Source organism: Streptomyces sp. NPDC052079 (assembly GCF_040680275.1).
Classification (GTDB): Bacteria; Actinomycetota; Actinomycetes; order Streptomycetales; family Streptomycetaceae; genus Streptomyces.
The window spans coordinates 755,249-778,402 of record NZ_JBFAWL010000001.1; the positions used below are offsets into that span (position 1 = coordinate 755,249).

Consider the following 23,154-nt stretch of genomic DNA (forward strand, 5'->3'; position numbering starts at 1 on the left):
ACGTTGGCGTTCCCGGCGTTGTTGTTGCCGTTGCCGCCGAAGTTGTTCCCGTTACCGCCGTTGTTGTTGCCGTTCCCACCCTGCTGACTCCACCACCCCTGGTTGCCCTGGTTCGGGTCGTCGGCGGCGAGGGCGGGGGTGACGGCCGTCGCGACCGCAAGGGCCCCGGCGGCGAGTGCTATGGGCAGTCGGTGAGAGAACGGGTGGCGCGGAGCCATGACAGTACCTCCATGTAGGGGGAGAAAACGGGTCGAAGGTGACTTGTCGCCACACTAGGAGCGCCCTCAGTTGCCCGCCCGCCCTGCTGCGCCATCGGTGACGGCATTCCGCCCTCCGGGTGGCGGCTACTCCGTCAGCTCCTCCAGCAGCCGCGCCGTGGTGAGCCCCGCCCGCAGATAGTCGACGAACAGCTCGTTGTGCAGCGCCCACGAGGAGCGCCGGGATCGGATCAGCCGGATCGCCGCCTCGGCGGTGCGTCCCTGGCGCATCAGTGCGTGCGCGATGACCAGACCGGAGCGGTTGTACCCGTGGTAACAGCGCACGAGGACCGTCCGGCCGTCGTCCAGCGCCTCGCACGCCGCCTCGGCGAGCCGGATCACGCCCGCGAGCTGCGTCCCGTCCAGCGGTCCGTCGGGAATGGGCCACACGTGGTGCTCGATCCCGGGATCCGGACCGTGCCCGGGCAGCCGCAGCAGCGTCTGCACAAGATCGAACTGCCGGTTCACGACGGCGAACTCCAGCTGCCCGGTCAGCCCCCGGAACTCGTGCCCGCCCATCCACAGACCGGGCACGACCTCGCTCCACGGAGCGTCCGGAGCCGGTACGTCGGGTTGATTCCTGCGGGTACGCAACGGCGCCTCCCCACCCTCACCGCCCAACTCCTCTCCAAGGTAACCGGCTTCTTGCCCCTGGAGCACCCCGCCTGTTCCCATGGACGTGGGGTGATGGTGCATGAACGAATTGCGCGTCATACCGACCTGGCAGCATGGCCGGGCAAGGCTGTACGTCTGCCTCCCGGACGGCAGGAACCTCGCCTGGTACGACCGTGAGGCGGCCCGGGTGAACCTCCTCCGTGAGGATCAGGAGGACGAGGTGCTGACCGCACTGGGCCCCTACCTCACCGGCCCGGTCTCGGTCGGCCCGCCGCCGGTCCCCACCCCCGCCGAGCTGGCGCGCCTCACCCTGCACCCGGACGACGATCTCGCGCCCAACCGTCCCGGCGAGGCACTGCTGATCGCCCTCGACCGCGATCCCGGCCCGGCCCGCCGCCTCCGCCCCGACCCGCGCCGCCGGGCGCTGGCCGCGCAGCAGACGGTGGGCGAGGCCCTGGACCGCCTGGAGGAGAGCGGCTGGCACACCCTGCACTCGATCCCGCTGCCCGGCGGCGACCGTATCCACCACCTGCTGATCGGCCCCGGCGGCCTCTACGCCGTCCACACCCTGTACGCCCGTAAGCAGCGGGTGACGGTCGCCGACCCCCGGATCGCCTTCGGCCGTCATGAACCCGTCCCCCTCCTCCGCCGCGTCCGCGCCGACGCCGACCGGGCCTCCCACGCCCTGACGGCCGAGGTCCGCGCGGTCCTGGTGCTGGTCGGCGCGTCCGCCGTGACCGTCCGGCCCCCACCCCCCGAGCTGCGCGTCCTGACGGACCCCGACCTCGACGCCCTCACCCGCCCGGGCGGCGTACTGAAGCCGGCCGACATCGAGGCCCTGCACGCCGTGGCGAGGGACCGGAACACCTGGTCCCGCCTGTGACGGACTGACGACACGCCCTACGGCAGCCGGGCCGCGTGCGCCGGATCCAGCAGCGGCGCCAGCAGATCGCCGTACTCCTGCACGCGCGGCTCGATGTCGGGCGCCAGGAACGCCAGCCGGTCCGGCGCCCGGCACTCCTCCACCTCCTCCCAGGTCACCGGCGCCGACACCAGCGGCTCGGGGCGCGCCCGCAGCGTGTACGGGGTGGCCGTGGTCTTGCGGGCCGCGTTCTGGCTCCAGTCGACGAACACCTTCCCCGGCCGCAGACTCCGGGTCATCCGGTGCAGCGCCAGCCGGGGCATGGCCTTCTCCGCCTCCACGGCCAGCGTCTTGGCGTACTCCGACACCTGCTCGGAGGAGGCGCCCCGCACCGCGGCCAGCAGATGCAGCCCCTTCGAACCGGACGTCTTGACGTAGGCCTCGATCCCGTCCGCCGCCAGCCGCTCCCGCAGCCACAACGCGACCTCGCAGCAGTGCATGATCGTCGCCGGCGCCCCCGGATCCAGATCGAACACGATCCGGTCGGCCTGCCCGGGGTCCCCTATGAGCCACTGATGCGTATGGAACTCGGCGACCAGGTTCGCCGCCCACATCAGGCTCGGCAGATCCTGCACCAGCACCATGCGGGCCGGGCCGTCGCTCCTCGGCACCTCGACGGTGGTGACCCAGTCGGGCGTACCCGGAGGCACGTTCTTGGTGAAGAACACCTCCCCGTCCGCCCCGTCCGGATACCGCAGGAAGGACACCGGCCGCTCCCGCAGATGCGGCAGCAGCACGTCGGCGACGGTCGCGTAGTAGTGCAGTACCTCCCCCTTGGTGAACCCGGTGGCGGGATACAGCACCTTGTCCAGATTGCTGAGCACGAGCCGTCGCCCCTCCACCTCAGTGATAGGAGCCATACGATGAGAATCTCACGCAAACCATGACAAACGCCCCGACACTGACCGGAGAGGTGCTGCAGTGCGATCCATTTGGAACGGCGCGATCTCGTTCGGCCTGGTCAGCATCCCGATCAAGCTGGTGAACGCCACCGAGAGCCACTCGATCTCGTTCCGTCAGATCCACACGAAGGACGGCGGCCGGATCCGGTACCGCAAGTTCTGCGAACTGGAGGACGTCGAGGTCTCCGGCCAGGAGATCGGCAAGGGGTACGAGGACGCGGACGGCACGATCATCCCGATCACCGACGAGGACCTGGCCCGCCTGCCGATCCCGACCGCCCGCACGATCGAGATCGTCGCCTTCATCCCCTGGGACCGGATCGACCCGCTCCAGATGGACGCGGCGTACTACCTGGCGGCGGGCGGGGCCCAGGCGGCCAAGCCGTACACGCTGCTGCGCGAGGCGCTGAAACGGAGCAAAAAGGTGGCGATCGCGAAGTTCGCCCTGCGCGGCAGGGAGCGTCTGGGCATGCTCCGTGTGGTCGGCGACGCGATCGCCATGCACGGCCTGCTCTGGCCGGACGAGGTCCGGGCCCCTGAGGGGGTCGCGCCCGACACCAACGTCACCGTCCGCGACAAGGAGCTGGACCTCGCGGACGCCCTGATGGACACCCTCGGCGAGGTCGACCTGGAGGACCTGCACGACGAGTACCGGGAGGCGTTGGAGGAGGTCATCGCCGCGAAGGTCTCCGGCGAGGCCCCACCGGAGGCTCCCCAGCCGGAGCCGGGCGGCAAGGTCCTGGACCTGATGGCGGCCCTGGAAAACAGCGTCCGCGCGGCACGCGAGTCCCGCGGCGAGGAAGCCCAGGTCAAGGACCTCCCCCAACGCAAGACGTCGCGTACGGCGCCGAAGGAGACCGAGGGCAAGAAGTCGACATCGAAGACGGCGGAGAAGAAGGCGTCTTCCAGCCGGAAGTCGACGTCGAAGGCGGCGCAGGCCGAAAAGAAGACGACGAAAAAGTCGCCCGCGAAGAAGACGGCGGCGAAAAAAACAGCATCCCGCAAACGCTCGGCCTGACACCGTGACCGTGGGGCCCACGGTGGGTGGCTGGCGCGCCAGCCGCGGGCAGTCGTGCCTCCCCCAGTGCCTTAAGGGCCTGGGAGGTACCCCCAGGGCGGCACGGGTGGGCGCGACGGCACCCCGCTTGCGCCGGGCTGCGCGAACAACCCCCGGCCCGCACCCACGCCGGTACCCGCAAGCACCGGCCCGCGCGGCCCAGCCCGCCCCGCCGCCTACGCCACGCGCCTCAGCGCCAGCACGTCACGACCCCCCCGCCAGATCCCAGATCTGCCGCGAAAGCGACTCCGCATACCCCACCGGGGCCGGATCGTTCGGCAACTGAGCGGGCACAGTAGTGCCCTCCTTCGCACCGGCCCGGTCGGCGAACAGCGCCACCGCCAGCGTGAGCCGGGAGTCGTACCCCACCGACCACACGGTGCGCCGGGTGATGCCGCCCCCGGCCCCGGCGGTGAGGAATGCCCCGCCCCCACCCCGCACGCCGGCCCGGTCGACGGCCGGGGGAACACCCACCTCGGACGCCCCCCAGCCAGAGCCGTCCGCCTGCGCGGTCACCACGTAGACGCCCTTCTCATCCATCACCCGCCGCCTCTCCGCGCGAGCGGTATCCACCGTCCGCCCCTCCCGAGTAATCCGCGCCACAGTATGAGGAGCCGCATGCACACCCTCCGCGGCCACAGCCGCATACGCCGACGCCAGCCGCAACGGTGTAGGCGCCGTAACATCGCGCAACCCCCGCAGCGGCCCACCCAGCCGCACCCCGGCGAACGGATCAAGCACCGACCCCGCCTCCACCGCCCCACTCACCGCATCGTTGAACGGCTGCCGCGCATAATCCGCCCCGCCGTACAGCACCCGCACGGCCCCGTCCCCGGGCTCGATCCCCACCACGGCCGTATGCACCCGGATGCCGCCCTTCCCCCCGGACCTGCCACCCCCGCTCCCACCCTTCGTGCGCTCCTTCACCGACTCCGCGGTGGCGTCCTGCAACGCCAGATCAAAGGTGGTGTGCACGGTGTACCCGCCGCGTGCCAGTTGGTCCTCGGTGATACCCAGCCGGTCGGCGGCCTCCTTCGACGCCACGTCGATCAGATACTGCCGCTGCCCCTCCGTCCCGCCCGGCGGATAGAACCGGAACGCCGGAAAACGGGCCTCCGCCCGCTGGGCGGCCGTAATGCTGCCGCCGGCCTCCATCGCGTCGAGCACCCACTCCCAGCGGTACCGCAGCTTCGCGGTCACCTTTGGATCAGACCCCGCCTTCTCGTAGTAGGAGGGGATGTTGACGATCGAGGCCAACGCGGCGCCCTGGGAGACGGTCAGGTCCTTCACCGCCACGTCGAAGTAGTTCCGAGCGGCGGCCTGGACACCGGCGGCCCCCCGGCCGAAGTACACCGTGTTGAGATAGCCCTCAAGGATCTCATCCTTGTCGCGCGTGCGATCGAGCTTGATGGCGATCAGCGCCTCCCGCGCCTTGCGGGACAGCGAACGCTCGGGGCTGAGCAGCGCGTTCTTCACATACTGCTGCGTGATGGTGGAACCGCCCTGCGGGGCGCCGCCGGACACCGTGGCCCACACCGCGCGGGCGATGGCGCGCGGTGACACCCCCGTGTCCGTACGGAACGACCGGTTCTCGGCCGCGATCACCGCGTCCTGGACATGCCGGGGCACCTGAGACAGCGGCACCTCCTGCCGATCCACGGGACCCCGCCGGCCCAGGTAGGAGCCCTCGGCGTCCACGAAGACCGTGCTCTGCACCACCGTCTCGGGGTGCGGCTCAGGAATGACGGTCAGCTTGTACGCCACAACAGCCGCACCGCAGACGACGGCGAGGAACCCCACAAAACAGAAGAAAAGCCGCCGCAGCCAGCGCCCCCGATTGCGCCGGAGACGGACACGAAAAGGCACACGCGCAGCCCGTTCCCCGGACCGGCGACGCCCCCGGACACCCAGCGAAGGCAGCTTCACAACCGCCACACCCCCGCAGGCACCGTCTCCCCAGGCCCCGACTGCCCAGGCGCCCTCCCCTCAGGCACCGACCCCACGGGCACCGCCCGCCCGACCGCCGGCCCAAGCTCCGACCGCACCAGAACGTCACCACTGGCGTCGTACACCGTAACGACCTGCCTGCTGCCGCCCCCGCTCCCGCCCTCGCCGACCGGTGTCTTCGCGTACCACACACCCCACCCCGGACTCCCGGCCAGCGTCAGCACGTTGGCGGTGACGGTCCTGCCACCGGTGCGGATCTCGATACGGGCGGCCTCGCCGTCCAGGCCGTAGTACACGCCCGTCTGGAAGTACGTCTCGTCGTCCAGCCGCTCGCCCTGGACGGAGATCCCCGGCCTGCCGTGATCCAGGTTCCCGTCGCTCACCGGGCGGAACCGCGTCGGCGCCTGCGCGGAGGACCAGTGGTGGCCGTCCGGAGTCAGCCAGACGTCCACCCCCGGAGCCGCGGCCACCCGCTCACCAGGGGCGACGATGCGCACCGGGCCGGGCGCCGGCTGGTCGGGAGCCTCCGCGGCCCCGGTGGTGTCACCGCCCGTGAGGGAACCGGAGGTGAGCACGGCGGGCGGCGCGAGCAGCAGCGCGCACCCCGCGGCGACGACACCCGCCCGCCGGCGGCGCCGCAGCGCACCGTCCCGCCGGATGTCGTCCAGCGGAACGGCCGACGGCACGAAGCCGGACATCAGCGCGGCGAACCTCGCCTGCCTGGCCTCGGGCGGGACGTTCTTGGCCCCGCGGCGCAGCAGCGCACGTACGGCACCGACCGAACACCCCAGCACCTGCGCGATTTCGGGCTCTCCCAGCCCCGACCAGTGCCGCAGCACCAGCACCGCCCGCCGCCGACCTCCGATGCGATGCGTCCGCAGATAGCCTCGGACAAGACAGCGCCGTACATGGAAGTCGACGTCGTTGCGCGGGATCCGCCGCCACCGCGCACACACCCGCACCAGGGTGCGCCGGGCCAACTCCTCCCCGGCGCGGGAGTCTTCGGTGAGCAGCCGGGCGGTGGCGACCAGCCGCGGCCACACGCCACGGGCGTACACGTCGAAGTCGCTGTCCACAACAGGCACTTGGGAGGCGTAACCCGACGGGGGCGGGAGGTACCTCACGTCTCTCGCCGCGGCCCCTCTGCGGTGCGCACCCACCTGCACGACGGGTCGATGGATCCCGGTACCCGTGTTCATCGTCTTCCTCCAGGGGTGTGCTTCGATGTGCGCGACCTGCGAAACCTGTACGCATGGCAGTGGCGGAAGGGTTGCAGGGGAAAATCCGAGACTCCGGTGGAGGGCATGACCGAGGACGAGTTCGACGCTTTCTACGCGGCCGCTTTCCCCCGGCTGACCGGGCAGCTCTACGCCTTCACCGGGGACCTCGGCGAGGCCCAGGACGTGGTCCAGGAGGCGTTCGTGAGGGCCTGGGACCGGCGCCACAAACTGGTGGCCGACGAGGCCCCCGAGGCCTGGATACGCACCGTCGCCATGCGTCTCGCGGTGAGCCGCTGGCGGCGGGCGAGACGCTGGCTGGAACTGGTACGGCGCACCCCGCCGCCCGAGCCGACGCCCGGCCCGGGGCCCGACCGCGCCGCCCTCGTCGCGGCGCTGCGTCAACTTCCGGAGGCGCAGCGCATGGCGGTCGTGCTGCACCACCTGTGCGACCTCAGTGTCGAACAGGTAGCCTCCGAGACCGACGCGCCCGTGGGGACGGTCAAGGCCAGACTGTCCCGCGGACGGGCGGCACTGGCCAGGCATCTGGCGGTGGACGAGGCCGCCGAGGAGCCGGCCTGGGAGGAGGGCGGCCGTGTCGGATGAACTCGCCGATGCCCTGCGCGAGTTGGCGGCACAGCATGAGACCCCGCCGCGCGTGGACGCTGCGGGGATCCGCGACCGCGCCCGGCGCCGCTCCCGCCGCCGCAGGGCGACCGTCGCCCTCGGTACGGCGGCGACGGCGGCCTGTGTGGTGACGGCAGCCGCCTTCACTCTGCACACCGAGGACCCCGCGGGGAAACGGCAGCTGCCGGGCGCGTCCTCGCAGACACCCGCCCCGACCGCGGCGACCCCCACCCCCACCCCCACCCACCCCAGCCGCCCCGCGTCCGGCCTGCTGGATCTCGGCCTGCACACCCTCACCGTCCGCGACCGGGTGATCCGCGTCGACTCGAATTCCTTCGGCCGGTCCCCGTCCGACGACCGGCTGACGGTGGTCTCCAAGGCCGACAACGCGGTGCTGCCGCTCAAGGGTGATCCGACGATCGAGGAGGTCAAGGTCCCGTACCTGGTGGAGCTGCGCGCCCCCGACGGAAAGCCCGTCTACGCGGGTGCCCTCACCTTCGACGCCAAGGTGCTCGAGGGTCTGTCGGACGACACGGGCTGGCTGGGCATGAGCTTCAAGGACGCGCAGTGGTTCTACGACCAGGTCCGCGAGGGCGACGGGATCGAGGTGACGTCGACGGTGCCCCCGGACGCCGGAGCCATCGCCGCCGTACCGGCCTCCGGGGCGGCGACCACCCTGCCGGAGACGGAGAAACCGTAGGTACCCGTACCCCAGAACGCGGCCCTCAAGGCACCATGGCACACATGGCCGACGACAACCGGATAGTGAACACCCACCAGTTCGAGGCGTGGAACGGCTACGAGGGCCGGCACTGGGCCGAGCACCAGTCGCGCTACGACGCCCTCAACGACCCCACCAACGCCCCGCTGTTGGACGCAGCCCGCCTCCGCGACACGGACAGCGTCCTGGACATCGGCTGCGGCAACGGCCGCCTGACCAGGCTCGCCGCCCGCACCGCGCGCCGCGCCGTCGGCGTCGACCTGTCCACACCCATGCTGGAACGGGCCCGGGCGAGCGCCGTCGAGGAACGCCTCACCAACGTCACCCACATCCAGGCCGACGCCCAGGTGCACCCGTTCGAGACCGCCTCGTTCGACGTGGCCCTGAGCCGCTTCGGCATCATGTTCTTCGCCGACCCGGTGGCCGCGTTCACGAACATAGGCCGCGCGCTGCGTCCGTCCGGCCGGCTGGCCTTCGTATGCCCGCAACCGCTCGACATGATGGACCAGTCGACGATCTTCAAGGCCGTGGCCGAGCACGTACGCCTGCCGGACTTCTCGCAAAAGACCGAAATCGGCCCCGCCGCCTTCGCGGACCCGGAACGTACGACAAGCGTCCTGTCGACGGCCGGTTTCGATCAGCTGGCCATCACCCCCCTGGAGGTCTCCCAACGCTGGGGCCCGAACGCGACGGACGCCGCCGACTTCCTCTTCGGCTGGGGCCCGATGCGCCACTGGCTGCGCGACGCCACCCCGGAGTCGGTAACCCACGCCCGACAGGCAGCAGCCGACGCCTTCCACCTCTACGAATCAACCGACGGCGTACACCTCACGGCCCGCTACTGGCTGGCCACGGCGACCTGGCCCAGCTAGGTAGTAGGTACTGCCGCCTCAACACCGTCTGCCAGGCGACTCAGTTCGTGTTGCCGCACGCCTCGGGCCGGCTGAGGCCGCACGACGCGCGAGTAGCAATGCCACTGGGCTCTACAGCAAGTGGTCGGCTTTACCGGCCTTGATGTCGGTGATGAGGGTGCGCAGGGCTTCGAGGGAGTCGGTAAGAGGGCTGTGCTCCTGGCCGACAACAGCTATGTATCCGTTGCCCTCGGAGTCGGTACCGAGGCGGAAGCAGGAGCTCCCCTCGCCGCAGAACGGGGCTTCCCAGGCGATGACAGCCATGTGGCCACTCCTCAAAGTTGGTGAGCGATCTCGCGGATGAAGTCGCGGGACCGTTCCGGGGACAGTGCCAGATCTTCCAACAGGTCGAGCTGGGCGCGGTATTTCGCGAGCTGACCGTCGGTGTGGAGGAAGTCCGGTCCATGAGAGTTGTCGATCTGCACGGTGTCGAGCTGCGACACGGGCCCTTCGGCGTAGACGACCGTCTGTCCCGCTCCCGGGAAGGCGCCGTGATCGAAGGGAAGCACAAGCACGGTGACGTTGTCCCACTCGGAGACTTCCAGCAGGTACTTCAGCTGCCCTCGGGCAACGTCCGGTCCTCCGAACTGCATCCGAAGCGCCGCTTCATGGATCACGGCCACATAAGGAACCGGATGGTCGCGAGTGAGCACACTCTGGCGTTCTGAACGGTGAGCGAGACGGAGAGCGACTTCATGTTCAGGAAGCTGCGGGACGACGGCGCGGAAGATGGCCGTGGCGTGCTCCGACGTCTGGAGCAGCCCCGGCACGTGCACGGTGTTCGCACCCCGCAGACACACCGCGTAGGCCTCGGTTTCGGCGATGTCCAGGAAGCCCTGGGGCAAGCTGCCCCGATAGCGCTCCCACCAACCCGCCTGGCCGGGCTCGGCCATTTCGGCGAGGGCATCGACGTAAGTCTCGTCGGTGCAGTCGCAGTTGCAGGCCAGCGTGCGCAACCGCTCTACGCTGATGCCGCGCAGTCCGGACTCCATGTTGGAAATGCGGCTCCGGTCGACGCCGAGGAGCCCTGCGGCGTACTCCGCGGACATGCCGGCTGACGTGCGCATCCTGCGCAATTCGCTCCCCAGACGCTTCTGTCGTTGAGTGAGGATCGTCCTCGGAGGCATGCCGTTCCTTCCATACGGTGCAGCGCCCTGATCAGTCCTATGAACACAATTTCACCGCTTCGAGGCCATTATTTCGGGCGGCATGGCAAATATGGCCCCTGCTGCTCTACTGTCAGTATCGCGCAAGTTACACAACGCGAGCCGGAAGTGCACCGCGCGAGCATGCCCGCCTGCCTTGGGACGGGTGTGCCCGCGACCAGGGCGGCAGGCCACCGGCGACCCCAAACCATCCCCACCGCACCGGAGTTCACCATGCCCGAAATCCCCCTGGTACCCGATCACTGGCACTTCCCCGCCCACCCCACCTCTGTCCGGCGAGCCCGCCAAGCCGTCGCGGAGTCACTGCCACACGCCCTCCGCCCGCACCTGAGCGACGACTTGAGCCTGCTGACCTCCGAACTGGTCACCAACGCGATCCGCCACGGAACCCTCCGGGAGGACGAGGACCTGATCGAACTCGTCCTGTGGCCGGCCGACGGCCACTACTGGCTAGCCGTATCCGATCCCGGCACCGGCAAGCCCGAACTGACCCACCCGGACACGGACTCGGAGAACGGCCGGGGCCTACTCCTCGTCAACCACCTCGCCACCGCCTGGACAGTCCGCCCCCGCCCCACCCGCGGAACATCCGTGATCGCGGGCCTCCCCTTCCACCAAGGCGGTTGACCCGACGAAGCGCTCGCTGGACCTGGTCGAGCAGCCGGGCGTCCCGGCCGCCCGCCGATCTCGCTGAACCGGCCACGGCTCGCGCGGTCCTCGACCCGCTCAGCTCGGCGCTCCACGGCACGGCGAGAGCACCCGACCATGCCCGGGCCCCTGGCATCCACCAGGGGCCTCGGTATTTCCCAGGTGTGCCCGCTCAGCACCCTGGGTCCACGGTGTCCTCGGTCGGGAGTCGCTGTGCGCGGGTGCCGAAGGGGTTGTCGATGACATACCGCCAACGGCCGTCCGCACCCCGCCGGGCGATGTCGGTGGCAGTGCCCTCGACGTGCACGGCTCTGCCCCTCCCGCCCGGTCCCGTCGATGACCCAGTCGACTATCAGCAGCGCCACGTCCCCGCTGCGGTACACATGCCGCGGACGGACCGCGATGGGAACTCCGAGCCCTTGCAGGCGGCCGTTCACGGCATGCAGTACAGGGCAGGTCGCCGGTGTTCCCGGCTGCGGCACCAGCACTGCTGCGTCCCCGTAGACCTGCGCCAACGCGGCGGCGTCGCCGCTGTTGAACCGCCCGGCGAACACTGCGGGCACATCTTCGGGCCGATCGGCCAAGCCTCGCATGATCGACAGACGTGAGGCGATATGCCACAGGGCCGGCGCATCGCAGACTTGCTGCGCGAGTACGAATAGGCATCACTGCCCACCTCCGACGCCCCTGGTATCGCGTCCTGGGGCCGCATTGGTGCTCTGCGTCTCAGCTCGTCGGATAGCCGATCTCCGCAATGTCCTCCGAGAGATCCGCCAGGACGATTTCCGAGTTCAACGCGCGGACCGCTTCTTCGGTCAGCGGGCGGGAAGAGAAGACGTGACGAACGGCCTCCAAGTCGACCGGGACCTCGTAGTGATCCTCGGCCCATCGCTGAAACGCTTCCGGGGTGCGATCCACCAGCAGTCGGAAGAGGTATCCGGCCCCGTCCGAATCTTCTGTCGCCGCATCGGGAAAGTCGATCGTTCCCACCTTCCAACGGGCGTCGACTGTCTCGCGCCACGTATAGGCAGTGACGAGGGGTATTCCGTCTTCGTCAGAGAACGCCGGTGCTTCGACATAAGGCCGGAAGACCTCAGGAACCTCGTCGAGCACTCCGGGCCATGGCCCGTCCTCCGCATAGGGGCTCATGGGCGATTCGTGATCGAATCCCCGCACGTAGACGCCGGCGGGTGAGAAAACGATCGAGTACTCGTCGCCCGATCCGTTCCGCATCGAGGCCACCGACTCCGTCTCGGACCAGTGGTCGTCGAAGGAGTGGTGGCGGCTCTCCCACTCAGGGCTCAGGACTGCCTCCAGGACGGCCAGGGAGCGGCAGTGCTCGCGTAGGACTGCTATTTCGGGCAGGTGTCGAGCAACGTCATGAACGGTCACCTGCTCATTCAAGCGCACGCCTCCGAGACGTCAGGCTCCTGCCTGACGGGTGCTATCGGAGCCTTCGCCCGGCCGGATTGCGGTGCGAAGGCTCTGGCATGACTGCGAAGCCGCCCGTCTGGTTCCTTGTGGCGGGCGGCTCGTGCCGTAGGTGTGCAGAGACTCGAGATCGCCGGCGGGATTCGAACCCGCGTCACCGGCTCGCGAGTCGGAGTAACGGCAGCGAGCGGCCGCTTGATTGAAAGGGCCTGTCCGCGCAGGGCCTGAGCGAAGACGATTGCAGTCAGTTTTTTTCCTGCCATGCGTGGATGACAGGTTGGGACATTCAGGCGATGACGCGGTAACGGCGGCGCAGTAGCGCCAGGACTACGACGGCTGCGAAGGTCATCCACATTTTGCCGAGGATTTGTCCAGGCAGGTAGTTGAGGGAGCCGAAGGCAAGGTGGAGGAACAAGAAGCTGTCGGCGAGAAGTCCGACGATGTTTGAGGCGAGTATTGCGACCAGTAGTCCTCGCTTGCGCAGGGGTTCGTAGACGACGAAGTCCATGGTTTCAGCGACGGCGAAGGCGACCGCTGAGGCAGTGGCGAGGCTGGGGTCGGCGAGGAGGTAGGAGAGGACGGTGCCGACGGCTATGGCGGCGAGAATCGCGCCACGGCCGGTCGCCTCGCGTGCAAGGTCGCGCAGGACGAGCGCCAGGCCGACGAGGTAGACGCCAGCAGGTGCGACGTAATTGAGGCCGACGGGTACCGCGCCGAAGTGAGTGACGGCCAAGTTGGCGGTTGGAATAGTGGCGATGTAGGCGATGAGTGTGGCGATACCGGCAGGAGCGGGGGCTTTCACGATCTACTTTCTGTCTCGGTGGTGGGGTGCTGCGCTCGGCTCCAGCGGCGGCGAGCGGGTGGGTGGGACGAACGTGCAGACATGCAGCGCACGGCACTGACATCCATAAGGCGTCGGTCCGTGCTGAAGTGCTGAGGGGAAGTGCCTGGTTCCGGCAGTGTGCAAGGTCCGGGTGGGGTCAGGCGGCGATGCTGCGCTGAGAGACTCGGGTGGGGCTCTCGACGGCGGGCATGCCAGACAGTGTCACGGATGCCAGCCCGCTGTACGGGCCACGGGACGCGTGCATAGCCGCCAGTGGACGCCTCCCGCGGGCTCGGGCGGGCGTGGGCTCAGCCGGTGTGGGTCAGGCTGGCGATGGCGTCGTGGCTGTGAATGCTTTCCAGATTCTTCGCACGAATCGCGTGATTCAGCCCCCTTTTACGACAGGCAAGGCTTATGTCACGGATGATGTCTTCGACGAAAACGGGATGGTCGTAAGCCTGCATGGTGACGACGCGTTCGTCGGGCCGCTTGACGAGGGGTAGGACAGGGGCGGAACCGGCGCTGCGCAGCAGGTCGACGATTTCGTGGATCGCCAGGGGGTAGGGCTCGTCGGCGGTGCCCGTGACCGTGAGGGTGATCTCGCTGCGTTGGTTGTGGGCCCCGTAGTCGGAGATGACCTTGGAGCACGGGCACAGACTGGTGACGTCGGTGGTCACCGTGGTCGTGACGGTGCAGGTGTCAGGGGTAATGCGGCCGGTGATGGTAACGTCGTGGGTTTGCCACGACTGCCGCTTACTGGCGGGTGCGGTCACGGTCGTGGCGATGGGCAGGGACAGCGTCACGGCCAGGGTGGGGGATTCCAGCAAGGCGAGCCCTCGTTTGAGGGCGATGGGCAACTCCTGCGGGGCGAGAGTAGCTACTTCCTCGTGCACCAGGGCGATCATGCGGCTCATGTGGGTGCCCCGCCGGTCGGCCTGCAGGCCGACGGTGACGCTGATGTCGGCGATGCCGTGCTGGCGCGTGTGGCCGTCATCGAACGTGACCGGGTAGCGCAGGCCGCTGATTCCTACTTCGTCGATGGCGATGCCGCGGTGGTCGGCCTCGTTTTGGATGTCGCGCATGCTGCTACTCGCCTCGGTAGGTGCAACCGGAGGTGCACGTCTCGCGCACGGTGATCGCTGACAGGGCGGGGAGTTCGGCGATCATCCGGTCCCAGATCCAGCGGGCCAGGTTCTCGCTGGTGGGGTTTTCCAAGCCTTCGATGTCGTTCAGGTAATAATGGTCTAGTTGTGCGTCGATGGGCTTGAATGCACGCTTGACGTCGGCGAAGTCCAGTACCCAGCCCGCTTCCGCATTTACTGGCGCTTCGACGTGCACGGTGATTTTGTAGGAGTGGCCATGGAGGCGGGCGCACTTGTGTCCTTCGGGGACACGTGGCAGGCGGTGGGCCGCTTCAAAGGTGAACTCGCGAAAGATTTCCATTACTGAATTCCCAGATACTTGTGCGTCTGGAGGGAAAGTGTCCAGCGCGGGTTCTTCAAGCAGTACTCGACGGCGGCGCGAGTGTGGGCCTCGCGATGAGCGTCGTCCAGGGGTTGCAGTCTGAAGTGGCGGAAGTTGAGGTCTTCGAACTGGGCGGGGTCGCCGCCGGCCTGGGGATAGACCAGCTTGAGTTCGTCGCCGTGAGTGAGGACCAGTGTGGAGCCGATCTTGGGGCTTACGCACAGCCAGTCGATACCCCGGGGTGCCGGGCGGGTGCCGTTGGTTTCCACTGCGACTTCGAAGCCGCGGTCGTGGAGGGCGTTGATGGCCTTCTCGTCCAACTGCAGTAGGGGTTCTCCTCCGGTACACACCACGAACCGGCGTGCGCGATCGGCAGTGGGCCAGGCAGCCTCCACGGCGGCGGCCAGGTCGTCGGCGGTGGTGAAGCGGCCGCCGCCTTCGCCGTCGGTGCCGACGAAGTCGGTGTCGCAGAACTGGCAGATGGCGCGGGCGCGGTCGCGTTCCCGGCCGGTCCACAGGTTGCAGCGCGAGAAGCGGCAGAAGACTGCAGGGCGCCCTGCGTGGCTGCCTTCCCCTTGGAGGGTGTAGAAGATTTCCTTGATCAGGTAGGTCATGCTCAGGCGCTCTGGTACTGGACCGGGTCCGTCACGCCGGCCTCGGCGAAGCCTTTCAGGCGCAGCAGGCAGGTCTCGCACTTGCCGCAGGCCCGTCCATGGTCGTCGGGGTCGTAGCAGGAGGAGGTCAGGGAATAGTCCACACCCAGACGCAGGCCCTCGCGGACGATGTCGACCTTGGACAGCGCGATCAGGGGGGAGTGCAGCGTGATCTTGGAGGTGCCTTCAACTCCGGCCCGGGTAGCTAGGTTGGCCATTGTGGCAAAGGCCTCCATGTACTCGGGGCGGCAGTCGGGATAGCCGCTGTAGTCCACGGCCGTAACCCCGGTGAAGATGTCACTGGCTCCGACGGTCTCGGCGAACGCCAGCGCGAACGACAAGAAGATCGTGTTGCGGGCCGGCACGTACGTAATCGGTACCCCGGATTGCGGCTTGTCCTGAAGTGAGTCGTGCTTGGGCACCTCGATGTCGGCGGTCAGGGCGGAGCCGCCGAAGACCCGCAGATCGATGTCGGCGATGACGTGCCGGGCCACCCCCTGCGCCTGGGCGACCCGCCGGGCTGCCTCCAACTCGATGGAGTGGCGCTGACCGTAGCGGAAGCTGAGCGCATAGGGGGTGAATCCCTGGTTTTTGGCGATGGCCAGCACCGTGGTCGAGTCCAGGCCGCCGCTCAGCAACACGATCGCGGGACGGTCCATGCTGTCACTCCCTTGTCGATGTCCGGTTGCCTCAGTTGAGGCAGGTGAAGCCTACCCCCTGTAACTAGCGGCTACAGTAACCACAACAACAGACGAGTTAGGGAAGCCAGGGGTCGATCCGCAGTGAACGAGTTGCCCATCGTGGTCACGTGCACGGACCGGAAGGCTTCACCGCCCGTGACCGCCCTGCGGGCCCGCGATCTGCCCGCCGCGGATCTGCCCGAGAGGGCCACGGAATGGGAACGCCGCCTTCGTACCGCCTCCGAGGCGCGGGTGGAGTTGGCACATCTCTACCAAGGGGACCAGTGGCGGCGTGCTCAAGCCCTGGCTGCCGTTGCTACCCATGCCGGGTTCGCGCCCCGACTGTATGTGGCCTCGGCCGGACTGGGTCTGCGATCAGTCTCCAGTCTCGCCCCCTCCTACGCGGCCACTTTCATGTCCCGACACGCAGATTCCGTGGCTTCCTCCACCTCCCAGGCGGCCGACTGGTGGGATCATCTGCAGCGCATGGACGAAAGTCGCAACTTGTCGAAGATTGCGGCTTCTGTCGGACGAATTCTTGTGGTGCTGTCGGAGACATACGCCCAAGCCATGCACCGCGAGCTGCTCGCCCTGGCGGCCAGCGGAGCGGACACGGTGCTCATCGGAGGCGCCTGCGACCTGGACGGCGTGCTGCGAATTCCAGCCAACGCCGCCCTGCGCAACGCCCTGGGCGGCACCCTCACCAGTCTCAACGTGCGCATGGCGGCCGCCTGGCTGCAGCACTGCACACCAGGCCGTCTCATTACCCCTGCCGCTAAAGAGCGTTGGACGACCTGGGTCGGCCAGGCGGCCTGCCCAGAACGCTACGCCCGCACCCCCATGTCGGACGCTGCAGTGATCGAATTCATCAAAGACATGAAACGCCGCTACCCAGACTCGTCCCGTACGCGCCTGCTACGCCTACTGAGAGACAAGGGGATGGCCTGCGAGCAAAAGCGCTTCGCAGGACTGTACTCGTCAACGATTGGCCAACGATGACCTCCACTGTGCTTAAGCGTCGGGCTCTGCGGATCGAGCAACACCCCACGATCCCGCTGTATGTGTTCACCTTGGCGGCGGAAGAGGTCCACCAGGTCGCCGACGTAGCCCGAATCTCGCGAGACGAAGCGGGCAAACTGATCGGCTACCAACGCCCTGAGAAGAAGCAGCACGTGAAGCAGATCCTCGAGTACCTGGACGGCGACGAGGTCCTGTTTCCCAACGGGCTGATCATGGCACTGCCCTCGAGCGTGCGGTTCAAGTCCAGCCCCGGCCCGAGCAGCAGCGACGGCTTGTGCACCTCGGGCACGCTGGAAATCCTCCTGCCCGATGCCCCCGACGCCCCCCGGCCCGCCTGGATCGTCGACGGCCAGCAGCGCAGCCTCGCCCTGGCCCGCACCCGCAACACCCGCCTGGCTGTGACCATCGCCGGCTTCGTCGCCGAAGACCTGGAAACCCAGCGCGACCAGTTCTTGCGCGTGAACACGGTATCTCCGCTGCCCACCAACCTCGTTACCGAACTCCTGCCGGAAGTCGGCACCCTGCTGCCGACCAAGCTCTCCGCCCGCAAACTCCCAGCCGTGCTGGTCGAGGCCCTCAACCACGACAAGGACTCACCCTTTCGAGGCCTGGTGCGCCGCCCGTCCACCACAGCCGAGCAGAAGACGGACGCCGTCGTCACGGACAACAGCCTCACCACGGCCATCCAGGAATCCCTCAACTCCCCGTCAGGCGCCTTCTTTCCCTACAAAAACCTATCCAATGGCACGGTCGACACGGCGACCATCCGCCAGATCCTCGTCGTCTACTGGACCGCAGTGCGCGACACCTTCCCCGACGCCTGGGGGTTGCCGGCGACCAAGAGTCGACTGATGCACGGTGTCGGCATCCGCTCCATGGGACGCTTGATGGACCGCGTCATGATGGCCATCGACCCCGCCTCACCCCATGCCGTGGAGTTGGCACGGGCCGAACTCGCCCTGATCGCTCCGCACTGCCGCTGGACCAAGGGACGCTGGCCCGACCTGAACACCCCCTGGAACGAGCTCCAGAACAACCCGCGCCACATCAGCACCCTGTCGAACTACCTCCTCCGTATCTATGTGCAGGAAAAGGCAAAGGCCGCGTGAAATTCTATTTCCCTGACAGCCAGGACCTGGTCAGCCCCACATACGACTTCATCAACGACGAGTACTCGCCCTACCGAGTCCGTCAGCGTGACGACGTCTACGCCCACCAGGCCGTGACACCGATCCCCTACGACGGGATCCTTGTCAGTAAAGCGGTTGTCGACGGATCCATGAAGGGTGCAGGCAAATACTCTGCCCCCCAGCGCGAGCGCTTCTACCGCCTGGGCGTCAGGAACTTCTTCCGCCTTCCCGACGAATGCTCCACCATCGGAGACTGCGGCGCCTTCAATTATATCGATGAAGAGCGCCCACCCTACGAAGTTGACGAAGTCCTTGACTTCTACGGCCGATGCGGATTCGACGCCGGCATCAGTATCGACCACATCATTTTCGGATACATCCCTCAAGAATCCGACCAAGAACCCGAAGCCGCCTGGATCAACCGCCAGCAGATCTCTCTGGCACTCGCTGAAAAGTTCCTCAATGCGACCAAGAAAACGGGCGTACGGTTTCAACCCGTCGGCGCAGCACAGGGATGGGGGCCCAACAGTTACGCGCACAGCGTCCAAGAACTGCAGAAAATGGGATATCGACGGATCGCGCTCGGTGGCATGGTCCCTCTCAAATCCCACGAAATCCTTGCCTGCCTGGGCGCCATCGACAGCGTCCGCAACATCGACACGGAACTGCATCTGCTCGGCATCAACCGGGTCGAGAGCATGGAAGAGTTCGCCCGCCACGGCGTGACTAGTTTCGACAGCACCTCGGCCTTCCGCCAGGCCTTCATGGACGACCGCAACAACTACCACAGCGCAACCGGCTCCTACACGGCCATCAGGGTCCCCCAAGTCGACGCCAACCCCGCCCTCAAACGGCTCATCCTGTCCGGCAGCATCTCCCAGTCCCAGGCCATCGCCGCCGAACGCGCCTGCTTGCGCGCCCTCCGAGAATTCGACCGCGAAGAGACATCCCTCGAGGAAGTGCTCAGCGCTCTGGAAACCTACGAATCCCTCGTTCTCGGACCGAAAAAGAAAAGCTATCTCGCACTCTACGAACGCACCCTGAGTGACGCACCCTGGCGCACCTGTCCCTGTGCCCTGTGCAAGAAATGCGGAGTCGAGATCGTAATATTCCGAGGGACGGAACGCAACAAACGTCGCGGTTTTCACAACCTGACCGTGCTCGAGGCAAAAATGCGCTCCCTCGCCTTCACGTAGAGCTTAGAAACATGTCCGCCTTTAATTTATTTCAGGAGTTGCGATGGCCGACCGATACGAACTAAGGCTTCCGGCGCTCGAAGTGCGCCAAGGCAACCGAAAAATTTACTGCTTCGCCGTCGACGGAAAGGAACTCCACAGCTTCGCCGCCGTCTCCCGCGTACGCCGGGACGACAGCAGTACCCTCCAGGGCTACCAGCGGCCCGAGGTCCTCAGCCACATCCGCGGCATCCGCCGCTACCTCGAGTCCGACAACGCCATGCTCCCCAACGCCCTGGTGCTGGCCTTGGACGACTCCGTCCGCTTCGAGACCACAGCGCGCCGTAGTAAGGGCGTCGACTACTCCGTCCCGGGCGAGCTGGTCATTCCCGTCGATGAGTCGCTTCCCGATGAGGACAAGCCGGCCCTGATCGTGGACGGTCAGCAGCGCAGCGCCGCCATCCGTGATGCTGACCTGGCGGAATTCCCCGTCGCCGCGGTCGGCTTCATCGCCGATACCCAAGAAGACCAGCGCTCCCAGTTCATCCTGGTCAACAACACCAAGCCGCTGCCCAAGGGCCTCATCCATGAACTGCTGCCCGAAACCAGCGGACACCTGCCCCCCTCCTACGCCCGCAAGCGGCTCCCCGCCCACCTGATGACCCGTCTGAACACCGACGGCAAGGGCCCCTTCTACGGCCGCGTGGCCAGCCCCACCTCGCCCGACGGCAACATCAAGGACACCAGCCTGCTGCGCATGCTGGAGCACAGCCTCTTCGAAGGCGCCCTCTACCAGTACCGCAACCCTGAAGACGGCTCCGGCGACGTCGAACGCATGCTGCTGCACCTGCGCAACTTCTGGATCATCGTCCAGCAGACTTTCAGCGACGCCTGGAAACTTCCGCCCCGCCAGTCCCGCCTCACCCACGGCGTCGGCATCCAGGCCATGGGCTTCGTCATGGACACCGTCACCGACGGCATGGCGGCGGAAGACGTCGACTGCGACCAGGTCCGGGCCGCGGTCCTTGGCTTGATGCCGGTGACCGCCTGGACTTCCGGGATGTGGCGCTTCGGTGACGGTGAGCAGCGCCGCTGGAACGGGCTGCAAAACACCCCTAATGACGTCCGCCTGCTCACCGACCTGCTGGTGCGCGCCGTACGGGACTGACGGCCGGCCGCGTTCACCGTGCCCTTTTGGGTACGGTGAACTGACTACGTCACTTCCCGCGCCTGCGCCCGCCCTTGGGGGCGGCAGGTTGGGCGGAGCGATGCTGCAGCGCATCTACGATGGCCCGCACTACCGACACCGACCCAGCCCCCTTTGGATACACCACCGCTTGCGTGTGCTGGGTGATGAAGTTGGTGGCGGCATGCGTGGCACACTGTGTGATCAGCACACTGAAGTCCACATGCCGGGCGACCTCCCGTAGTCGGGTGGAGCCCACCTTGTCCCCGGACAACGACACCTTCACCCGCGGGTAGTGATGGGCCATCCACTGCCGCACCCGCTCCAGGACGCCTGCATCCATGCCATACACCAGCACGTGCGCCGGCAAGATGGTGACAGGGCTGTCGCTGCTGGAGGTCTCCTGCCAGGTGGGCCAGACAAGGCCCAATTCCAACTCATCGGACAGGGAATGCGCCGAGGCCAGGCACGCCTCGTCAAGTCGCTCGGCGTGCCGGTTCAGCGGGGCCAACAACTCTAGTGCAGCCTGCGCGCGTACCTGCGGATCCGGAGTAGCGAAGGCGGCCAACCGATCGACGAAGTCCAGCGCCTGGCTGGCCGTCTCCGACGCAACCCACTCCTGTACTCGCATGGTCAGATACTCGAGGAACTCGTCGTAGTCGTCTGCGGACGGCGACGTCCGCAAGAACAACTCCAGCAACAGGTCCAGCACGGCTAGGTTCGCCGGATCACGCCGCTGGCCGATACTGCTGGTGGTGATCTGTGCCAGCGTCAACGGGAGGGAAATATTGCTGCGGGCGACCTCCTGCAAGAACGGGGACAGCGCGTACCGCCACACGTTCTGATACGCCGCATCACTCAAACCGGACAGCAGGTCGGCCAAAGCCGCATCCACGCCGGCATCCGCCGCCAGGGGCAACTGAGTGCCGCCGTCGGCCTCCATGTCCCGGCAGACCTGCAGCGCGGCCTTGTCCCCGTCGGCGACGGCTGCGAGCAGCTCCTCCCACGATGCCGGCAGCCAGGCCACGCTGGCATGGGAGGCTCCTGCTGTGTCGGCGGAGCCTGTGGTGCTGGCCTCCACCGCAAGGTCCGCTTCAACTGAGCCTGTTCCTGTAGCAGTCGTGCGGTAGGAGTCCATACCGGTTGGGACCACCGACGAACGCTGTGCCGCATCCAAGGTCGCAATAGCGCCGGCCAACTCCGTGTCCTGCCCGCGCGCCAGCAGGCCGACGAGCAAAGTCGCTGCCGCTGCATCACTGAAACGCACCGGCTCTTCTTCGGCCAGAAGCGCTATCGGTACTTGCGGTTGCGCCAGCGCTGCGCATGCCTTCTCCAACGAGCCCTCGGCCAACGCCGACTCGACACAGGTGGTGTAGATGGCGCTGAGGATCAGATCCTTCACCGCCCGGGGCGGATCCTGCAGCAGGATCTCCCGCAAGCCTGGCAGGTTAAGCAACTCCTGTGCCTGACCCAGCACCGCCAGGCGCTTGATCTGGAGATGCTTGAGGTTGGCCACCGACAGACCGCCTTGTCGGCCTATCTGGTCCAAGATCTCCGCGGCCACCTGAGGGGCACCGCCCACCAGCGCCGATTCAAAATCCGTCAGCAACCGGCCCAACGGCTTTGGCGCCGACCACGCCCGCTGCGGACTGTGCTCCACCAACGCCAGCATCCGCGTCAGCGCCGCGTGCAATGCTTTGCGCTTATCGCGTGGCGCCCGCAGCTTGAACGTGCTGGCGGGCCCGTAACGGGCGGCAATCGCCGCCTCGATCACATCACCGTCATCCAGATCGACGGGAACGTCGTAACCGACCTTGACCATCGACGGGCCTGCAAAGGCAACCAGAAGACCACGCACCACGGCTGCCTCGTTCGGCCGTCGGGCGATGACGTAATAAGCGGACTCCGCCGTCGCCTCCCACAGACGCGGCAGTACCAACGGTGCCCGCTGGGCCTGCAGAGCGCTGTCACGGAACACCGCGCACCATTCCAGATGCCGTCCCGCGGCGTTGTGCGCCGGATCAAGAAACAGATCAACGAACGCTTCCAGCGCCCCGCCCTGACTGGCCTGGGTCCCCTCAGAGCTCTTCACGCCTGCTCCCACTCGTGTTGAAACTCCACCAGAGCCTGTGCAGCGGCGCGCTCGTCCACGGCGTACGTGATCTGCTCCTTGTTACGCGCCAGGCCGTTGCGGGTGAAGTTCATCGAGCCCTGGAGGATCCATCCAGGACCCACCAAACACTTTTCGTGAACATTGTCGTCTTCGACCACCCGCAGGTGGCAGGTATCATCCGCCCCGGACCGCAACCGCTGCACGAACGTCTCATTGGCCGTGGCCGGTCTCGTCACCACCCGCACTTTCGTTTCCGTCCGGGCCAGCATCACCAGCAAATCCGACAATAGACAGCGCTCCGGGGGGTCCTCGCCGAGCAGATAGTCGAAGGCGCCATCGGAGTTGTCGACCAACTCCACATCGCTGATCCACGCTGACACCAGCCACACCTCGCCGTGTCCGCCGGCCAGTTGTGCCAGCAGAGCCGTGCGGATCAGGGAGTCCGCGCGCAACGCGCTGCGCGCATTGGTGCGCAGCGTCCGAGGCATG

The 23,154-nt window shown here is 67.3% G+C and carries 24 protein-coding genes and 1 pseudogene; 10 read left to right on the forward strand and 15 right to left on the reverse strand.

The annotated features are described in order from the left end of the window. Window positions 1–218: pseudogene (locus tag AB0L56_RS03665) on the reverse strand (SH3 domain-containing protein); the annotation flags it as partial. Window positions 219–344: 126 nt separating this feature from the next. Further along, entirely contained in the window at window positions 345–851 is a 507-nt protein-coding gene (locus tag AB0L56_RS03670; RefSeq protein WP_365418465.1) for a dual specificity protein phosphatase family protein, read from the reverse strand. A 100-nt stretch (window positions 852–951) separates the two neighbouring features. Between AB0L56_RS03670 and AB0L56_RS03675 the strand changes: the two genes are divergently transcribed. Then, entirely contained in the window at window positions 952–1,755 is an 804-nt protein-coding gene (locus AB0L56_RS03675) for a nuclease-related domain-containing protein (RefSeq protein WP_365418468.1), read from the forward strand. Between the two features lie 17 nt (window positions 1,756–1,772). On the opposite strand, the gene ligD is transcribed toward AB0L56_RS03675, so the two are convergent. After that, on the reverse strand, window positions 1,773–2,654 hold the full coding sequence (gene ligD / locus AB0L56_RS03680) for a non-homologous end-joining DNA ligase (RefSeq protein WP_365418471.1): 882 nt from the start codon (window positions 2,652–2,654) through the stop codon (window positions 1,773–1,775). Between the two features lie 61 nt (window positions 2,655–2,715). Here ligD and AB0L56_RS03685 point away from each other — a divergent pair, with 61 nt between their 5' ends. Beyond that, complete coding sequence (locus AB0L56_RS03685; protein ID WP_365418474.1) at window positions 2,716–3,714, forward strand: Ku protein; 999 nt, start codon at window positions 2,716–2,718, stop codon at window positions 3,712–3,714. Window positions 3,715–3,957: 243 nt separating this feature from the next. On the opposite strand, the gene AB0L56_RS03690 is transcribed toward AB0L56_RS03685, so the two are convergent. Both AB0L56_RS03690 and AB0L56_RS03695 read right to left on the reverse strand, forming a co-directional pair. Then, window positions 3,958–5,553, reverse strand: coding sequence for a transglycosylase domain-containing protein (locus AB0L56_RS03690; protein WP_365418477.1), 1,596 nt, complete (start codon window positions 5,551–5,553; stop codon window positions 3,958–3,960). A 122-nt stretch (window positions 5,554–5,675) separates the two neighbouring features. Next, window positions 5,676–6,785 (reverse strand): sigma factor-like helix-turn-helix DNA-binding protein, encoded by a 1,110-nt coding sequence (locus AB0L56_RS03695; protein ID WP_365418480.1) that lies wholly within the window; start codon window positions 6,783–6,785, stop codon window positions 5,676–5,678. Window positions 6,786–7,004: 219 nt separating this feature from the next. Here AB0L56_RS03695 and AB0L56_RS03700 point away from each other — a divergent pair, with 219 nt between their 5' ends. The 3 genes from AB0L56_RS03700 to AB0L56_RS03710 are packed head-to-tail and all read left to right on the forward strand — an operon-like array spanning window position 7,005 to window position 9,137. Beyond that, window positions 7,005–7,523 carry a SigE family RNA polymerase sigma factor gene (locus tag AB0L56_RS03700; protein ID WP_361028903.1) on the forward strand — a complete coding sequence of 173 codons (519 nt, stop codon included), beginning with the start codon at window positions 7,005–7,007 and terminating at the stop codon, window positions 7,521–7,523. Then, entirely contained in the window at window positions 7,513–8,244 is a 732-nt protein-coding gene (locus AB0L56_RS03705; RefSeq protein ID WP_365418483.1) for a hypothetical protein, read from the forward strand. Before AB0L56_RS03700 ends, AB0L56_RS03705 begins: the two co-directional genes overlap by 11 nt. Window positions 8,245–8,288: 44 nt before the next feature. Further along, window positions 8,289–9,137, forward strand: coding sequence for a class I SAM-dependent methyltransferase (locus AB0L56_RS03710; protein ID WP_365418486.1), 849 nt, complete (start codon window positions 8,289–8,291; stop codon window positions 9,135–9,137). Window positions 9,138–9,248: 111 nt separating this feature from the next. Here the strand turns inward: AB0L56_RS03710 and AB0L56_RS03715 are convergent, their stop codons facing one another. Both AB0L56_RS03715 and AB0L56_RS03720 read right to left on the reverse strand, forming a co-directional pair. Next, the gene (locus AB0L56_RS03715) at window positions 9,249–9,440 is read right to left on the reverse strand and encodes a hypothetical protein (protein ID WP_365418488.1); all 192 of its coding nucleotides are present in this window, start codon (window positions 9,438–9,440) and stop codon (window positions 9,249–9,251) included. A gap of 11 nt (window positions 9,441–9,451) precedes the next feature. Then, complete coding sequence (locus AB0L56_RS03720) at window positions 9,452–10,303, reverse strand: helix-turn-helix transcriptional regulator (protein WP_365418491.1); 852 nt, start codon at window positions 10,301–10,303, stop codon at window positions 9,452–9,454. A 252-nt stretch (window positions 10,304–10,555) separates the two neighbouring features. Between AB0L56_RS03720 and AB0L56_RS03725 the strand changes: the two genes are divergently transcribed. Then, window positions 10,556–10,969, forward strand: coding sequence for an ATP-binding protein (locus AB0L56_RS03725; protein WP_365418493.1), 414 nt, complete (start codon window positions 10,556–10,558; stop codon window positions 10,967–10,969). Window positions 10,970–11,716: 747 nt separating this feature from the next. Here the strand turns inward: AB0L56_RS03725 and AB0L56_RS03730 are convergent. From AB0L56_RS03730 to queC, 6 genes are all read right to left on the reverse strand, one after another. Then, window positions 11,717–12,382, reverse strand: coding sequence for a hypothetical protein (locus tag AB0L56_RS03730; protein ID WP_365418496.1), 666 nt, complete (start codon window positions 12,380–12,382; stop codon window positions 11,717–11,719). Window positions 12,383–12,707: 325 nt separating this feature from the next. Continuing rightward, the gene (locus AB0L56_RS03735) at window positions 12,708–13,223 is read right to left on the reverse strand and encodes a VUT family protein (RefSeq protein ID WP_365418498.1); all 516 of its coding nucleotides are present in this window, start codon (window positions 13,221–13,223) and stop codon (window positions 12,708–12,710) included. A 329-nt stretch (window positions 13,224–13,552) separates the two neighbouring features. Then, on the reverse strand, window positions 13,553–14,326 hold the full coding sequence (locus AB0L56_RS03740; RefSeq protein WP_365418501.1) for a GTP cyclohydrolase, FolE2/MptA family: 774 nt from the start codon (window positions 14,324–14,326) through the stop codon (window positions 13,553–13,555). Window positions 14,327–14,330: 4 nt separating this feature from the next. Further along, window positions 14,331–14,687: a 6-carboxytetrahydropterin synthase QueD gene (gene queD / locus AB0L56_RS03745; protein WP_365418504.1), complete on the reverse strand. Its 357-nt coding sequence runs from the start codon at window positions 14,685–14,687 to the stop codon at window positions 14,331–14,333. Next, window positions 14,687–15,322, reverse strand: coding sequence for a 7-carboxy-7-deazaguanine synthase (gene queE / locus AB0L56_RS03750; RefSeq protein WP_365418507.1), 636 nt, complete (start codon window positions 15,320–15,322; stop codon window positions 14,687–14,689). The genes queD and queE overlap by 1 nt, the downstream gene beginning before the upstream one ends. A gap of 2 nt (window positions 15,323–15,324) precedes the next feature. After that, a complete protein-coding gene (gene queC, locus AB0L56_RS03755; protein ID WP_365418510.1) occupies window positions 15,325–16,020 on the reverse strand; it encodes a 7-cyano-7-deazaguanine synthase QueC in 696 nt (231 codons plus the stop codon). Window positions 16,021–16,476: 456 nt separating this feature from the next. Here queC and AB0L56_RS03760 point away from each other — a divergent pair, with 456 nt between their 5' ends. Genes AB0L56_RS03760 through dbpB (AB0L56_RS03775) form a run of 4 tightly spaced genes read left to right on the forward strand, consistent with a single transcriptional unit; the run spans window position 16,477 to window position 20,534 of the window. After that, on the forward strand, window positions 16,477–17,040 hold the full coding sequence (locus AB0L56_RS03760) for a hypothetical protein (RefSeq protein WP_365418512.1): 564 nt from the start codon (window positions 16,477–16,479) through the stop codon (window positions 17,038–17,040). Next, on the forward strand, window positions 17,037–18,170 hold the full coding sequence (gene dbpB, locus AB0L56_RS03765; RefSeq protein ID WP_365418517.1) for a DGQHR domain-containing protein DpdB: 1,134 nt from the start codon (window positions 17,037–17,039) through the stop codon (window positions 18,168–18,170). The genes AB0L56_RS03760 and dbpB (AB0L56_RS03765) overlap by 4 nt, the downstream gene beginning before the upstream one ends. After that, window positions 18,167–19,387, forward strand: a complete 1,221-nt coding sequence (gene dpdA / locus AB0L56_RS03770; protein ID WP_365418520.1) for a tRNA-guanine transglycosylase DpdA — start codon at window positions 18,167–18,169, stop codon at window positions 19,385–19,387. The genes dbpB (AB0L56_RS03765) and dpdA overlap by 4 nt, the downstream gene beginning before the upstream one ends. 43 nt (window positions 19,388–19,430) lie before the next feature. Next, entirely contained in the window at window positions 19,431–20,534 is a 1,104-nt protein-coding gene (gene dbpB, locus AB0L56_RS03775; protein ID WP_365418523.1) for a DGQHR domain-containing protein DpdB, read from the forward strand. A 49-nt stretch (window positions 20,535–20,583) separates the two neighbouring features. Here dbpB (AB0L56_RS03775) and dpdD read toward each other — a convergent pair whose 3' ends face one another. Continuing rightward, on the reverse strand, window positions 20,584–22,644 hold the full coding sequence (gene dpdD, locus AB0L56_RS03780) for a protein DpdD (protein ID WP_365418526.1): 2,061 nt from the start codon (window positions 22,642–22,644) through the stop codon (window positions 20,584–20,586). Beyond that, window positions 22,641–23,153: a phospholipase D-like domain-containing protein DpdK gene (gene dpdK / locus AB0L56_RS03785; RefSeq protein ID WP_365418864.1), complete on the reverse strand. Its 513-nt coding sequence runs from the start codon at window positions 23,151–23,153 to the stop codon at window positions 22,641–22,643. Before dpdK ends, dpdD begins: the two co-directional genes overlap by 4 nt. Between the last annotated feature and the right edge of the window lies 1 nt (window position 23,154).